General features: G+C 71.5%; 15 protein-coding genes and 3 CRISPR repeat arrays. Of the genes, 11 read left to right on the forward strand and 4 right to left on the reverse strand.

Annotated features, from left to right (window positions below):
- Positions 1-807: 807 nt before the first annotated feature.
- The 4 genes from PUR61_RS03270 (at position 808) to PUR61_RS03285 (ending at position 3,675) form a co-directional block, all read left to right on the forward strand.
- Positions 808-2,073: a hypothetical protein gene (locus PUR61_RS03270; protein WP_329875395.1), complete on the forward strand. Its 1,266-nt coding sequence runs from the start codon at positions 808-810 to the stop codon at positions 2,071-2,073.
- Positions 2,070-2,957 carry a DciA family protein gene (locus tag PUR61_RS03275; protein WP_329875397.1) on the forward strand — a complete coding sequence of 296 codons (888 nt, stop codon included), beginning with the start codon at positions 2,070-2,072 and terminating at the stop codon, positions 2,955-2,957. The genes PUR61_RS03270 and PUR61_RS03275 overlap by 4 nt, the downstream gene beginning before the upstream one ends.
- Positions 2,941-3,201, forward strand: coding sequence for a hypothetical protein (locus tag PUR61_RS03280; protein WP_329875399.1), 261 nt, complete (start codon positions 2,941-2,943; stop codon positions 3,199-3,201). Before PUR61_RS03275 ends, PUR61_RS03280 begins: the two co-directional genes overlap by 17 nt.
- A 171-nt stretch (positions 3,202-3,372) precedes the next feature.
- Positions 3,373-3,675, forward strand: coding sequence for a hypothetical protein (locus tag PUR61_RS03285; protein WP_329875401.1), 303 nt, complete (start codon positions 3,373-3,375; stop codon positions 3,673-3,675).
- An 81-nt stretch (positions 3,676-3,756) separates the two neighbouring features.
- Here the strand turns inward: PUR61_RS03285 and PUR61_RS03290 are convergent, their stop codons facing one another.
- Positions 3,757-4,815: a competence protein CoiA family protein gene (locus tag PUR61_RS03290; protein ID WP_329875403.1), complete on the reverse strand. Its 1,059-nt coding sequence runs from the start codon at positions 4,813-4,815 to the stop codon at positions 3,757-3,759.
- A 6-nt stretch (positions 4,816-4,821) separates the two neighbouring features.
- On the opposite strand from PUR61_RS03290, the gene PUR61_RS03295 reads away from it, so the two are divergent.
- From PUR61_RS03295 to PUR61_RS03310, 4 genes are all read left to right on the forward strand, one after another.
- Complete coding sequence (locus tag PUR61_RS03295) at positions 4,822-5,151, forward strand: Mu transposase C-terminal domain-containing protein (protein WP_329875405.1); 330 nt, start codon at positions 4,822-4,824, stop codon at positions 5,149-5,151.
- Entirely contained in the window at positions 5,148-5,324 is a 177-nt protein-coding gene (locus tag PUR61_RS03300) for a hypothetical protein (RefSeq protein ID WP_329875407.1), read from the forward strand. Before PUR61_RS03295 ends, PUR61_RS03300 begins: the two co-directional genes overlap by 4 nt.
- Positions 5,321-6,133 (forward strand): ExeA family protein, encoded by an 813-nt coding sequence (locus PUR61_RS03305; protein ID WP_329875409.1) that lies wholly within the window; start codon positions 5,321-5,323, stop codon positions 6,131-6,133. Before PUR61_RS03300 ends, PUR61_RS03305 begins: the two co-directional genes overlap by 4 nt.
- 96 nt (positions 6,134-6,229) lie before the next feature.
- On the forward strand, positions 6,230-6,850 hold the full coding sequence (locus PUR61_RS03310) for a hypothetical protein (protein WP_329875412.1): 621 nt from the start codon (positions 6,230-6,232) through the stop codon (positions 6,848-6,850).
- Between the two features lie 185 nt (positions 6,851-7,035).
- On the opposite strand, the gene PUR61_RS03315 is transcribed toward PUR61_RS03310, so the two are convergent.
- Positions 7,036-7,746 (reverse strand): hypothetical protein, encoded by a 711-nt coding sequence (locus PUR61_RS03315; RefSeq protein WP_329875414.1) that lies wholly within the window; start codon positions 7,744-7,746, stop codon positions 7,036-7,038.
- Between the two features lie 250 nt (positions 7,747-7,996).
- Between PUR61_RS03315 and PUR61_RS03320 the strand changes: the two genes are divergently transcribed.
- From PUR61_RS03320 to PUR61_RS03330, 3 genes are all read left to right on the forward strand, one after another.
- Positions 7,997-8,590 (forward strand): DnaB-like helicase C-terminal domain-containing protein, encoded by a 594-nt coding sequence (locus PUR61_RS03320; protein WP_329875416.1) that lies wholly within the window; start codon positions 7,997-7,999, stop codon positions 8,588-8,590.
- 37 nt (positions 8,591-8,627) lie between these two features.
- Complete coding sequence (locus PUR61_RS03325; RefSeq protein WP_329875418.1) at positions 8,628-8,963, forward strand: hypothetical protein; 336 nt, start codon at positions 8,628-8,630, stop codon at positions 8,961-8,963.
- A 286-nt stretch (positions 8,964-9,249) separates the two neighbouring features.
- The gene (locus PUR61_RS03330; protein WP_329875420.1) at positions 9,250-9,774 is read left to right on the forward strand and encodes a hypothetical protein; all 525 of its coding nucleotides are present in this window, start codon (positions 9,250-9,252) and stop codon (positions 9,772-9,774) included.
- Between the two features lie 51 nt (positions 9,775-9,825).
- Positions 9,826-10,465: a CRISPR direct-repeat array (repeat unit 29 nt; unit sequence CGGCTGACCCCCGCGCTTGCGGGGAGGAC).
- Between the two features lie 91 nt (positions 10,466-10,556).
- Positions 10,557-11,073: direct repeats of the CRISPR family, unit length 29 nt; unit sequence CGGCTGACCCCCGCGCTTGCGGGGAGGAC.
- Positions 11,074-11,290: 217 nt separating this feature from the next.
- Here the strand turns inward: PUR61_RS03330 and PUR61_RS03335 are convergent.
- Both PUR61_RS03335 and PUR61_RS03340 read right to left on the reverse strand, forming a co-directional pair.
- On the reverse strand, positions 11,291-11,818 hold the full coding sequence (locus PUR61_RS03335) for a ComF family protein (RefSeq protein WP_329875422.1): 528 nt from the start codon (positions 11,816-11,818) through the stop codon (positions 11,291-11,293).
- Positions 11,819-12,042: 224 nt separating this feature from the next.
- Positions 12,043-13,035 carry a DNA-processing protein DprA gene (locus tag PUR61_RS03340; protein ID WP_329875424.1) on the reverse strand — a complete coding sequence of 331 codons (993 nt, stop codon included), beginning with the start codon at positions 13,033-13,035 and terminating at the stop codon, positions 12,043-12,045.
- A gap of 282 nt (positions 13,036-13,317) precedes the next feature.
- Positions 13,318-14,629: a CRISPR direct-repeat array (repeat unit 29 nt; unit sequence CGGCTGACCCCCGCGGGCGCGGGGAGGAC).
- The last annotated feature ends 3 nt before the right edge of the window (positions 14,630-14,632 follow it).

Genomic DNA, 14,632 nt, shown 5'->3' on the forward strand with positions numbered 1-14,632 from the left:
CTTCCTACGGGTCCGGCTCCGCCGGCCGCTCCCCGGGCTTCCACCCGGATGACGGCCTTCCTGATCTACCTGCTCTCGGGCTTTCCGACCGTCGAGCGGGCTTGCTGGATACGGACTTTCCATCCGACCACCAGCGGCACTACATCCAATGCACGTCGCACGACCCCCTCGGAAGAGGGACGCACCACCGGCCTCCTGGCAGAGGCCGTTTTGCACCACCACCGGCTTTCCAACCGGTCGCAGTACCGCACTACTCCGGCCCCTTCCAGGGCCTTCGCAGTACTCGCAGTCGAGGCCTTTCCAGGGGCCTCGGCCGCACCCAACCCACGTCGCCCAGAAGAAAGACCTGGAGGTCGCCGATTGGTTCTCACCCCCTCGCGGGGGTCTTGCTCACCCGTCCTGCTGATGCGGGCCGGTCCTCTGCCGTTTTGTGTGCACAGAAGGAGCACTGCCATTTTGCAGCAGGCCACAGCCCTGTTCCAGTCCCGTCGTGTCCCCGTCGCGGAGCCCGTCACCAGGGGTTTCAGCTCGCCGGACGCCAGGGGGGAGGGAGGAAGAGTCTCCTCCCCCCTGTCTGCCATGGGATTCGTCCGGGGACCGGTTGTCGGACCGGTTGTCAGACCGGCCGCCCGCAATCCCGGGACTGTGACGGACATCACTCATTCGGGTGAGAGTGTCGGGGGTGCCGTGGACGGGCTTTCGGGTGTAAATCCGGCCTCCCCGCGAGTTCCCGGCCAGCGCCAGGAGCCGACCGACGTCGCCGCAGTGGTCCCGACCCGGATGGTGTGGGTGCCGCGGGAGCAACAGATGCTGTCCGGGGCGGCCGGGCGGATCGTGCTGGACGGCTACAGCTGGATGCAGGCCGTGCACTGGGTGCACGGTGCCGGCCTGTACGTTCCGCCGGCGCGGCGGCCGAAGTTCAGCGAGACGACGCTGCGGCTGGCGCGGATCCTGTCGGAGCTGACTCCGTGCCGGCCGGGCATCGCGCACCTGATGCGCGCGATGCAGTGCAGTCGGCGGACGGTGCAATACCACCTGGAGATCCTCCGGGCGACGGGGCTGCTGGCCTGGCGCTCGGTCGGCACCCGGCTGCCGATGATTCCCGGCCAGGTCCGGGTGGACTGCCGTGCCAGCGAGTACGAGCGCCTGATCCCGGTCAGCTACGACCAGGCGCTCGGCATCCGGACTGCGGGCGAGGGCGTCGAGCGGCGGATGACCGGTATCTCGACGGAGGGCCGGTCGGTCATCGCCGAGCTCGGCAGGAAGGCCGCGAAGAAGGTCCGCCGCACCCGCCGCACGCCCCGTCACATCCGTGCCCGGCAGCCCCCGGGCACCTCGCGTTGCACCCCAATGGAGGGTGGTACCACCACCTACGTCAGCTCTTCCTCCATGGGTGATTCAAAAGCTACGGGCGAGGCCCGTGTCAAGAAGTCGATCACCAGGGAGCAGCGGACGGCGAAGCCCGCCCGGCCTTCCCGGCAGGGGCGTCGCACCGTGCTGGGCCAGGTCGTCACGGCAGCGATGATGGCGGCCGGGGACAGCCTGGCGCGTCTCGCGTACCGACGGCTTCCGTGGGTCCGCGCGGCCTCCCACGACCAGTTGCGGTGGGTCTGCAACGACCTGACCAACCGGGGCTGGTCCGAGGACCGCGCCCTGGCTTGGCTGGCAGAGGTCGCCGCGCAGTACCCCAGCATCGGCGGTCTGCTCTGGCGGCCAGAGCGGCCGCACGCGCTGATCGCGCACGCCCTGCGTGAGGAGGCCGAGCAGCACGTGCTGAACGAGCAGCTCTGGCGGGAGGCGGCCGCGCAGGTCGACCCGATGGACAACGCCGAGCTGCGGGAGTTCCGGGAGCTCACCGCCCTGTTCGACCTCATGCCGCAGCCGAACGCCGAGCCGGTGGTCGAGAGGGCCGGGACCAGCATCGGTGAGGCCTGCTTCTACCCGCAGGCCGCTGCCGCCCTGATGGAGGCCGACCCCGACACCGCCATCGACCGCTACGGCGCCGACCTGGTCGGCCGGTTCACCTACCTGGCGGCCAGCCCGACCGTCCAGCTCGGAGGGCGGGGCCGATGACCGACCGCACCCTCACCACCGACCACTCGGCCCCCGACCTCCAGCAGGAGCACGAACAGGAGCCGCGACTCAGCGGAGCCGACCTCGCCCGAATCGTGCTGCAGTCCGCCCGCCGCACCGCCCGAGCGAACGGAAACGCCACCGTCAAAGGGAGGCAGCCCACCCTCGGCGAAATCGCCCGCCAGGGCCGAGCCGCCCGCGAAGCCACCAGCCTCGGCGCGATCATCCCGGCCATGGCCAGCGCCCACGGCTGGGACCTCGGCACCGCACGGGGCACCCTGCGCGACCGCTGGGCCGCCATCGTCGGCACCGAGAACGCCCTCCACTGGGCCCCTGCAGGCTTCAACGCCGACACCCGCACCCTGCGCGTCGTCGCCGACTCCCCGGCCTGGGCCACCAAACTCCGCCTGACCACCCGGAAGGTGCTCGCCGACCTCGACAAGCACCTCCCGCCCGGCAGCGTGCGGGCCATCGACATCCGGGTCGGTCACCACCAGGCCGGCCCCGACGACGACCGCCCGCGAACCCCGGCCCAGACCGCTCCCACCGACGACCGGCCCCGCCCCCTCGCTGACAACACCGCCTACCGGCAACTGCGCCAGCAGATGCGCGACCAGCTCCTCGCCCGAGAAGCCGCCCGCGAGGAGGAACACGCACAGATGATGAGCCACCGGCGCTTCGACGGCTGGCAGAAGGAACCCGAACACGTCCACGGGCCGGGAAACGACGCCAGGGCAGCCGAAGAAGCAGCAGCCCACGAAGACCAAGCACGCCGCTCCCGCGAATCCCACCGCGCGGCCCTCGCCGCAGCCCGGGCGGCCAAGGCCGGCGCCGTCCCGCCGTACCCGGCCCGTCGGCCCGCGCCACGTGCTGGCACCGCGTGATCCCTGGTTTCCCGAGCACCCGGACCTGGTCGACCACCGCATCGGCCTGGTGGTCGAGATGCTCACCGCAGTCCAGGCCGCCGTGGACACCGAGCGTGCCAGCGGCGAGTGGCCCGCACTCCGTGCACACCCGGGCGCCGAGCACGACCAGCTCGCGGCCGCGCACGCCCAGCACGTCTGCGACTGCTGGCACTGCTTCCACGGATGCAGACTGGGCGACGACGAGAACGACATCTGGATGTGACCAGGTGGCGTCCGAGGCAGCTGCATCGGGCGATCCGTCGCGCGCAGAGCTGTAGGCGAAGTACCGGGAACCGGATGCGGTGTACCCGAGCGTCATCGGCTCGCTACATTGAGTCCGGGCGCGGCGAGCCGGATCCGGTGGAGCGCTCTGAAACCCGGGAGGACGGACCACGTGGAACTGCATCTGCAGGATCTGATCGGTCGCGAGATCACCCTCGACGACGACGAGCAGACCCCCTGGGAACTCGGCGACTACCGAGACCGCCGTGTCGCCTACCGAGGTGTCGTCCTCGACGCGCACGGCGGCCCTCCGCCCGTCCTGAAGCTCTTCAACGCCCGCAATCACAAGGAGATCCGCCTCAACCCGGACATCTGGACGATCCGCGACGCCCACACCGGCGAGACCATCACGCCCGCACCGAACGGTGCTCCCAGTGCCACGCCCACCCCGCTGGCCCTGCCGGAAGGCGCATAGCCCGGCGTCGACCGTCTGCCCTCCGGTCCCCGGGCCGGCCCTTCGCCGGGCGCTGGGCCGCTCGAGGAATCGCGCTCGGGTTCAGCGACTACCGTAGCGGGCTCGGCACGGGGCGCAGGCGTGGGCGGGACGGGGTCCGTAGCGGTTGATGGGTGTTCCGCAGCCCGCGCACGGTCCCAGTTCCCAGGGGTTGCAGCCCGCCTGGGCAGCGGCGGCCTGACCCTGGTCCCAGGTGATGTCGATGGTCGGGCACTCGCTGGGCGGGCGCGCGGCGGCCGGGCGGGGCGGGGGTGTGGTCCGGGTGATGGTGACGGCCGAGCGGATGGTCTCGCCCGAGTCGCGGGGTGGCTGTGGTGCGGAGCGGACGTCGGATTCCTCGCGGATCCTGGAGCATTCGGCGTCCCGTTGTTCTGGAATCCGGATCCGCTTCTTCTTCGGTGCGGGATCGGGCCGGTCCTCCTGGCCGCCGTTGTCGGTGAAGAGGTCGAAGTCGGTGTTCGATATCCAGAACCGCAGGGTGCGCTGGCTCTGTTTGATGGTGAGGGGAACGTAGTCGCCGGCGGCGATGTCGCGGACCAGGTCGTCCAGCTGACGGGCGCGCGGTTCCCATCGCGGGTGCCAGTTGCCGCAGCGTCCGTGGCGGCGGACCGGGCACGGGTACGGGTTGGTGAGGTCGCACTTGTCGAGCTCGAGGCCGCGAACGCCTCCGCGCACGAGCATGTCGCGGTCGTTCAGGATCGCCTCGGGCGGCAGGTTGTCGGTGCGGCTCCAGTGCACGTAGTCGATCAGCGGCGCTTTGGGGTCGAGGACATGCCAGACCGGGGTGACGCCCTGGTCGCGGGAGGCGAGGTCGCGCCGGCGGACCGCCGGGGCGGTCGAGTAGGAGAGCTGGGGCTCGAAGCCGATCTGCCTGCCGTCCGCGCCGGTGACCAGGACGTCGGTGCGGCGCCGGCCGTCCGGGGCACGCACCTCCAGCTCGGCATGGAAGCCGCCGAGTTCGGCCGCCCGCGCGAACCGCTCCTTCAACGCCTTGTGCTGGTCGCTCTCGCCGTCGCCGTGGTCCCGCTGGTCGCGGCCGGCGCTCCGTTCCCCCAGCCCACCCCCGCCCAGCTGCGGGAGGCGTTCCGCTGGGCTGAGCACCGCACCGTGACCAAGACCGCGACCGTCTCCCTGCTGGGCAACACCTACAACGTCGACGCGGCGCTGGTGAGCCGCAGGGTCGAGCTGGTCTTCGACCCGTTCGACCTGACCGAGATCGAGGTCCGCTTCCAGAGCCGGCCCTTCGGCCTGGCCATCCCGCACACCATCGCGCGGCACGCGCACCCCAAGGCTCGCCCCGAAACCCCCGAAACCGAGCCCGCACCCACGACCGGCATCGACTACCTCCGCCTCATCGACACCGCCCGCACCGCCGAACTCGGCCGCGAGATCAACTACACCGCCCTGCTGCCCGACCGGCCCGGCGAGGACCGGTGACCAACGCCGACCCGGTCCAGGACCGCATCGACGAACTCGAGACCGAGCAGGACCTGGCCAAAGCCCTGCAGAGCCGCGCGCTCCGTCTGGCCGTGACCTTCCACCACCGGGCCCAGGCCGCGGCCGCGGAACTGGACGACTTCATCAACCACCTGGAGAGGGACGGACGTTGATAGACAAGATCCAGGGCTTCTACGGTTTCACCAAGATGCCGTTCCGCCGGGACCTGGCCCCGGGCATGCTGCACCGCCACTCCTCCCACGCCCAGGCCGCCGCCCGCATCACCTGGTGCATCGGCGAACGCGCCCTCGGAGTGATCACCGGCGAGGTCGGCGCCGGGAAGACCGTCGCCATCCACGCCGCCCTCGCCGGCCTGGACCACCCCAGACACACCGTCATCTACCTGCCCAACCCCGCCATCGGCGTCGCCGGTATCCACCACGCCATCGTTACCTCGCTCGGCGGCGTTCCCCGCCCGCACAAGTCCACGCTCATCCCGCAGGCCGCAGACGCCCTGGCCACCGAACACGCCGAACGGGGCCGCGTCCCCGTCCTGATCATCGACGAGGCCCACCTCCTCGACCACGAGCAACTGGAGGCGGTGCGGATGCTGACCAACCACGACATGGACTCCACCAGCCCGCTGGCCTGCCTCCTCATCGGGCAGCCCACCCTCCGCCGGAAGATCAAACTCGGGATGCTCGCCGCCCTCGACCAGCGCATCGCGATCCGCTACAACATGCCCCCGATGACCAGCGAGGAGACACCCTCCTACCTCGCCCACCACCTCGCCCTGGCCGGACGCTCCGACACCCTCTTCTCCGACGACGCGATCACCCTGATCCACGACACCTCGCGCGGCTATCCCCGCGCGGTCAACAACCTCGCCGTTCAAGCCTTGCTCTCCGCCTACGCCGACGGGAAGTCCATCGTCGACGAGTCCAGCGCCAGAGCCGCCGTCGCCGAAGTCACCGCCGAATAACCACCCCCGCGCACGGCACCATGAACATCCCAGTGACACCGTGAACACCAAACGCCCGGCCGGAATCCCACCGACCGGGCATTCTCGTCACCCCACATGCTCATCCCGAGCGGCAAGCCGATGCTCACCTTGAGTGGCACTCAACAGCAGTCGGCGACTGAGATCGCCGCCCTTGCCCGACTCGTCACCACCCTCGAGGCCACCCACGTCATCGACTACCTGAACTCCCTGCTGACGAAGAAGTACGGCTATCCGCCAGCACCGGAAGCTCGCGAGGTGGAGCTCTTCGACACGATCGTCGACGGGATCACCGGCGGATACACCGCAGGGCAGATGATCGCGATCGTCTGGCGCGCCGCGGACTCGGCCGCGGGGTGGAAGGAGCGCAACGCACGGATGGGGCCGGCAGAGGCCTCGTCGGCGACGGTGACCATGGTCCGCAAGAAGCTGGACGACGCCCGTGAGCGCCGCCAGCCCGTCCCGGAGTACGAACCGCCGCGCTGGATGGCCGTGCCGGCAGCCCTTGGTGCGGCCCGTCGGGTCCTGGAGGCGGTGGAAGGACCCCGTCGACGGGATCGGATCGCGGCGTGCGGCCAATGCGACGTCAACGGCTTCTTCTCGCTGGAGGTCGACGGCCGCGAGGTTGCAAGTCGCTGTCTCCACATTCCCGCCGCCCGCCGTCCCGACGACGACCACCTTCCCGCCGACCTCGGCTGAGAACGACGAACTGCGCACCGCCTCCGCAGGCACGGTCTGCCCAGTGACCGCGAGGCCTGAGCGGGGCCTGGCCGCCGCCCGCGCGAATCGGCCGGGCGCCGGACCGCTGCAGCCCGGCCCGCTTGCTGCAGCCCGGCCCACCGAGCGGGGACTCAAACGCGACCCCCCGGCCCCGGCAGCGTCCCTCAGACCGGGCGGCGGGCCCCGGGCCGCCCGCGTCCGCGCCGGACCGGGCTGGCTGGCCGCGGCACGATGACAGGAATCCCGTCCCGCTCGGCGGCCCGGCGGCGTGCAGCGCCCGCGCAGAACACGCAGGCGTTGTCGGCGGTGGGGTCGGTCGGCGCACCGGGGTGGATCTCGCAGCCCGAGGTGTTCCGCGGGCGGGACAGCTCCCGGGCGATGCAGAAGGCCTCGTGGAGGGCGTCGGCGACCTCGGCGAACTCCGTGTCGGCGGAGCGCAGCGACAGCGAGTAGGACAGGTCGTTGACGGTGTTCATCTGTTCGCGGAGGCGGGTGAGGTCGTAGGGGCCGTCGGGGACAGGGTAGCCGAGGCCGGTGGTGCGTGCGGGCGGAGGAACGTTGGCCGGGTGTGTGCCGCGGCGGCGGGCGCTGTTGCACAGCAGGCAGCGGGTCCAGCCCTGCGGTGCTTCGGGGTCGACGGCACCGTCGGGGTGGACAGGACAGCCGGTGCGGCTGCGGGGCGGGGCGAGGTTGCTGGCGACCCGGAACGCAACGTACAGGTCGTCGGTGACGACCTCGTACTCCGCCGGGTACGCGTCCACCCACAGGCCCCTTACGGCGTCGCCGATGGACGCAAGCTTCGACCTGAGCTCGTTCAGCAGGAACGGCCGCCCCGTGGGGACGGAGTAGCTCTGGGACCGCTGATTCTCGCTCATCGAACCAGAGTGGCACGCAGCTCGAGCCGTTCCCAAACGCGGGACATGACGATTCGGATAACGTGCCGTCATCGGGCGGGTGAGGGGCTGGGAGACAGCAGTGAGCGAGCGTCAGGGCACCGACGAGGCAGTGGCAGGGCTACCAACGCAGCGAGGATTCGCTGGGAGCCCCTTCGAACTACTCGACGAACGCCGGTTCCACTCCCCGTGGCCGCACCTCGACCCTGTTCTACAACTCGGGCCCGGCCGGATGGTGGGCATCGGCGCCCACCGCGGGCACCGGGAAGCGGCAGCAGGCATCGCGCTCGCGCTGCACACCGCCGGCAGCGGACACAGCACCCTGCTTTTCGCCCCTGAACTGCCCGCCCGCAACGCCGTCCCGAACCTGCGCATCGAACGTCCGACGGTGATGACGCCCGAGCGGATCCGCGAGATCGTCACCACCCGCATCGCTCTTCGGCAGCGCCCGGACGTCGTCGTCGTCGACCACTTCGCGCTCCTGCGTCCGGACCCGCCGGCATACGAGCCGGACTCCTACGACCCTTGGGACGATCCCGCGGAGGACAAGCGCGACCCGGCCGTTCAGGAGGCCGACGAGATCGGCCGCCAGCTGAAGCTCCTCGCCACCCGCCACGACCTGGCGGTCGTCGTCATGGCCCACGTCACGCACCCCGTCAGCAGGACCGAGGCGCTGACCGTCGACCACCTCGGCCTGGCCGCCTCCCTTGAGTACGACGCCGACGCCGTGCTCCTTCTCCGCCGCGCGGACGACCGACGGGTCGATGTCCACGTGGCCAAGAACCGAACCGGCCCCGCACCCCACCGGTTCACGACGGACTGGTAGAACCACCACCCTCTCGTCGACAGCAGGAGGACCAGGCATGCACAGGAAGCAGCGGTGCGACGAGTGCGGCTCGACAGGGACAGCGAAAGGCCGGAACCACAACCCCGACCTGATCGTCTGCGACGACTGCTGGCCTCCAGAGAGACTCACCACCCTCGAAATCGGATGGCGCCCCGAGAACGACTACGGATACGGCCTGGAGTACGCGCCAAGCGAGTACCACAGCCCTTCCAGCCATGAGCCGGTCGACGACCCCATCGGCGACCCCGTCGAGGAGGCCTTCGAACAGGCATGGCGAGAAGGCCGCATACCAAGAGACAGCCCAACTGCCCGCATGTGGCAGGAACTGCGTCAGCAGCGCCGGCACAGGTGAGCTCGGGCCCGGCGAACGCGAGCTGCTACGCGGCACCGACTTCTCTCCGCCGCCCGCCCCGTCGGAGCCGGCCGCCGTCCTCGGATCCGACCTGCAGACCGCCCGGGACGCCCTCGACACCTACCGCACCACCGCCCTCACCGCGTTGGCCCGCTCGCCGACGCCGAGGCCGAACTCGCCCACGAAACCGCCCCACCGCCCAGGCCACCCCCTCGCAGCCCGCCGACCGCTACCGTCGAACCCGCAGCCCGCCGCCACGGCGGCCGCCACCCAGGAAGAGGCTCAGGTGACCACCCAGCCCGACCGCCAGGCCCCGACCCCATCCCGGCCGGCCGCCCTGAACGATCTCCGGACCGGGCTCAGCAGGTACGGCCTGCCCGGCGACCGCGAGCGGTTCGAGCAGGACCTCGCCGCCGCCCTCGACGCCGTCACCGAGGTAATCGCCACCTACCGCGACCGCCTCACCCCGCACAACAACCCCGAAGCCATGGCCGCCCTCGCCGCCCCCATCGGCGAGCAGCAGTGGACCCCGGCTGGCGAGGCCTTCGCCCGGATCCGCGCCGCCGCCGAGGGCCGGCAGCCCCGGCCCGGTGACGCGGTCCGGGAGAACACCGAGATCACCTCCCGCTTCGCCACGCAGGCAGAGCTGGACGCCCTCGGCTACACCGGCGACGTCATCGTCACCCAGTCGGTGCGCACCACCGTCCGGGCCGACGGCACGCCCATCGGGAAGACCCTGACCATCCAGGGCGGCAGCACCCCGATCGTGCGGTGGCTTGACCCGGCCGACCTTGACCCGGACGAATTCTGAGCCGCCCCGGACGCCCGACGCCCCAGGGAACACGGTCGGGCCCCGATGCCGCGGCTGACCCCCGCGCTCGCGGGGAGGACTGGTCGAGGTCCATCTCCTGGTTCACGGTGAACGGCTGACCCCCGCCTGCGCGGGGAGGACGGCGGGGCGGCGCGCCAGCCGGTGAACCGTCCCGGCTGACCCCCGCCTGCGCGGGGAGGACGCAAGGTGCTGCGGAACAGCACTGGCCGCTACCGGCTGACCCCCGCCTGCGCGGGGAGGACCCACCATTGCGGCTCTTGTCCGACGTGGCGAGCGGCTGACCCCCGCCTGCGCGGGGAGGACGAGCTGTACAACGCGGCCGGCACCCGCTACAACGGCTGACCCCCGCCTGCGCGGGGAGGACCCGGTACCTTCGGCCGCTCCGGACCCGACCACCGGCTGACCCCCGCCTGCGCGGGGAGGACGGGTTGGAGGACGGCGAGGAGAGTCTGCTGACGGGCTGACCCCCGCCTGCGCGGGGAGGACCGGTTCCGTGAGTGCGGGACGACGCAGTGGGACGGCTGACCCCCGCCTGCGCGGGGAGGACCGTCTCAGGGCGACCGCCGCCACCAACCAGGACGGCTGACCCCCGCGCTTGCGGGGAGGACACTACTCAAGCAGCGCCGCCTACCCCGTCGACCGGCTGACCCCCGCGCTTGCGGGGAGGACGCCACCATCACGGCCGCCGTCGGGGGCCTCACCGGCTGACCCCGCGCTTGCGGGGAGGACGACCACCCCGCCCCGTGCCGGACCGGCCGGGGCGGCTGACCCCCGCGCTTGCGGGGAGGACACGAGGTAGAGGGTGACGGTCGCGGTTCGGGGCGGCTGACCCCCGCGCTTGCGGGGAGGACTTCTGACCTGCGGAAATGTCGGTGGCCCGCGCCGGCTGACCCCCGCGCTTGCGGGGAGGACGCCGGCGGCGCGCTGACGGCGGCCGCAGGCTACGGCTGACCCCCGCGCTTGCGGGGAGGACTCGCTCAACGACCAGGAGGACGTTCCGCGCTGCGGCTGACCCCCGCGCTTGCGGGGAGGACAGTCACGTCCTCGCCCAAGACCTGTTCGAGAGCGGCTGACCCCCGCGCTTGCGGGGAGGACTTCGAGTAGGCCCACAGCGGGATATGCGTGGGCGGCTGACCCCCGCGCTTGCGGGGAGGACGGCACCGTACCGACCTGGCCCGTAATCACCGTCGGCTGACCCCCGCGCTTGCGGGGAGGACGTTGTGCTCCGCTTCTTGGCCACGGACAGTCCCGGCTGACCCCCGCGCTTGCGGGGAGGACCCCTTCGCGACCTGCGGCATTCTCGGGGTTTTGCCATTTCTTGACCAGTCTTCGAGGAGCACATTCGAGCTGGCCTGTTGAGGTGTCAAGGAGCAGCGTTCATCGTGGCAGACATGGGCCGACGCGGTGGGTCGGTTTGGTGGTCGGCCGGGTTTCGAGAGGCTGGAATTCGGCCGTGCGGCGTGGATCCGCTCGGGGAGGACTACCTCTTTCTGGGTCAGGTCCGGTAGGGGACCCGGGCGAGGACGAGGCCGCGGACTTCCTCGGCACCGCAGTTGTTCCTGAGATACCGGGCGACGGTGTGAAACTGGGAACCGGTGGTGAGGACGTCGTCGATGAGCAGGATCCGCTTCCCTTTGACGTCGCCCCGCAGTTCGATGGCGTCGGCGTGTTCCTGAGCCGCGGTCATCTTCGCCTGCCAGTTGTGGCCGGCGGACTTGGCCGTCGGGTGGGCCTTCACCAGGACGGGGTGGCCGGGGTCGTCCGGGTCGTTGAAGGGCCAGCGGGCGAGCGTGTCCTCGGTACGGGCGGCTTTCAGGATGGTTTCGACATGCTGGACAGGCTGTCGGTCGGGGGCGCTGGGGTTGGCCATGATGACGTCGATGTCAGCGACCTCGTCGGCGTGGTTGCCTAACCAGCCGACGATGAGCCTCCCGAAGATGAGGGCCCAGCCGGTCCTGCCGTTGTACTTGAGGGCGGCGAGGCTCGTTCGGAGGTGGTCGGTGTGGAGGGCGACCGCGTTCACACGGGAGAACGCTCGTGCCTCGGGCGACCAGGTGCAGATCGGGTTGCCACAGACCGCGCCCGGTTCGCGCAGCGACTGGCTGCATATGAGGCAGTGCGCGTCCGCGATCGGCCGGATCGTCCTGGTCGCGCACGCCGCGCACACTTCCGCCGTGCCGACGAGGCGGTAGGCGCACTCGCGGCATGCGGGGAAGCCAAGCGGTTCAGGCAGGTCGGAGGTATGTGTCACAGGCCGGCCAGCGCGAGCTGGAGCCTCTGCTGACCTGCGCGCTGTGCCCGCTGCGCGGTGGCGAGCCGCCGCAGGATGTCGTCCAGTTCCGTCACCTCGACCGCCCGTCCGTCGGCGATCATCTTGGCGGCCCATGCCTCCCTGGTCGCGAGTGACTTGATGAGGAAGACCTGCTTGCCGTGTTCGGCGGCAATGCGGGCCTGCATCTTCGCCCCGGAGGTGCTGGACGCCTCGATGACGATGCTGCCCATGGTGGAGCCGGAGGTCACCACATTGCGCCTCGGGAAGGTCCAGGTCGTGGGGGACGAGGTCGGCCAGAACTGGGACAGGAGCGCCCCGCCGCTCTGGACGATGTTCTCGGCCAGGGGCCGGTTCTCGGCCGGGTAGACCTTTGCCGCGATGCCGGTTCCCATGACGGCGACGGTGCGGCCGCCGGCGTCGAGGGTAGCGGTGTGGGCGGCCGTGTCGATGCCCTTCGCCAGGCCTGAGTAGACGGCGACATCGTGTTGGACCAGTTCCCGTGCCATGCGGGCGGCGCGGCGCAGCCCGTCCTCGGTGGGGCCCCGGGTCCCGACGACCGCGACAGAGCGGGCATCGTCGGTGGAAAGCCGTCCTCGGTGGAACAGGAACGGCGGGAGGTTGGGCACCAGGCGCAGGTTCGCGGGATACGCGGCGTCCAGGACCGTGACGAGGCGGGCGTCTGCGGCTGCGGCGGCCTTCAGCTCGAGCTCGACGCGCCCTCGGGCGTCGTGGAGGTCGGGCAGCGCGGCCCGCAGGACGAGCAGGCTCTTACGAGCGACGACGGAGTCCTCGGGGATGTCACCTGCGAGAAGTGCCTGGACACCGACCGGGCTCTGGCAGGTCCGCGCGATCAGGTTCCAGTCGACCGAGGTGTTCTCCGAACGCAGCGCGCATAGCGCCAAGAGGTCCAGATGATCACTACTGAGATCGTCCGGAAGATGTCCCTGGCCGGGGCTAGTGGTTGGCATTGCTGTTCTTCCTTCTACTAGCGGCCCGGTTTGTTCGAAGGACTTGTACGTGGACTGCAGCGGGCCAGGACTCATCATTCCCCAAGAGAGTGAGGTTCCGCGAGTGACCCGACGCGACCGTGCTCCTGGAAGGATCCCGGATCCGGCTGGTGCCGTCGAGGCAGCAGCCCTGCGGGTGCAGGGAGGACCCGCACACCACGCGGTGGCCCTGGTCCTGTGGCGGCTGACTCCTGCGGCCGACGGGGAGGACGTGCGCACGTCCTTCTGCCGCACTCACGCCGCCGGCTGACCCCCGCCTCCGCGGGGAGGACTCGCGGAGGACGGGCCACGCCTCGCCCCATCCCGGCTGACCCCCGCGGGCGCGGGGAGGACGCGAAAGTCGTCGGCTGGTCGGTGGCCTCTGCCGGCTGACCCCCGCGGGCGCGGGGAGGACCAACGCCAAATACCTGCTGGACTGCTGGATCATCGGCTGACCCCCGCGGGCGCGGGGAGGACGCTCGACACCCGCTGACAGCACACTCCCGCCTCGGCTGACCCCCGCGGGCGCGGGGAGGACGCCACGCGCGTGTGCCTGGGTCTGTACGGCCTCGGCTGACCCCCGCGGGCGCGGGGAGGACCGCCCAAGACTGCGGTTGCTGGCGTCGACATTCGGCTGACCCCCGCGGGCGCGGGGAGGACCCGACCCTGTTCACCACCCCCGGCGTCCGCGCCGGCTGACCCCCGCGGGCGCGGGGAGGACTCGGGAACCCACACCTTCTACGTGCTCACCAACGGCTGACCCCCGCGGGCGCGGGGAGGACGTCCCCGGGCAGCGGCCGGTCCCGCCGCCGGCCGGCTGACCCCCGCGGGCGCGGGGAGGACCCACTTACCGGCACGCTTGCCCCGGAGTACGGCGGCTGACCCCCGCGGGCGCGGGGAGGACGGTGGTCACGGATGGCTACGCCTGGGTGGCTTCGGCTGACCCCCGCGGGCGCGGGGAGGACTCCTCCACGATCACCGCGTCGGTGATGCTGTCCGGCTGACCCCCGCGGGCGCGGGGAGGACCGCGAGCCCAGGCATGTGTTCGGCCAAGGTGACCGGCTGACCCCCGCGGGCGCGGGGAGGACTGCGAGACGGCCGCGCGGCCGACGCCGCCGAGCGGCTGACCCCCGCGGGCGCGGGGAGGACCCCGACGCCGCGCAGATCTACTCCGGGCTGACCGGCTGACCCCCGCGGGCGCGGGGAGGACTGCGGGTGGTCGCATCCGTAGTCCCGGCACAACGGCTGACCCCCGCGGGCGCGGGGAGGACTCTCCCTGCCCCAACCACGGCGTGACGAGCACCGGCTGACCCCCGCGGGCGCGGGGAGGACGCCGTCCGGGGAGACGATCTGTCTCATCTCGTCGGCTGACCCCCGCGGGCGCGGGGAGGACCGCCCCCCGCCCGACGACGCGTTCAGTGCGGCCGGCTGACCCCCGCGGGCGCGGGGAGGACGTCATTCTCTCCGGCCACAACCTGGTCAGGATCGGCTGACCCCCGCGGGCGCGGGGAGGACAGCAACCACGCCGGCGCCTGCCGCTCCGCGATCGGCTGACCCCCGCGGGCGCGGGGAGGACACG

The organism is Streptomyces sp. BE20 (genome assembly GCF_036322525.1).
Taxonomy (GTDB): Bacteria; Actinomycetota; Actinomycetes; order Streptomycetales; family Streptomycetaceae; genus Kitasatospora.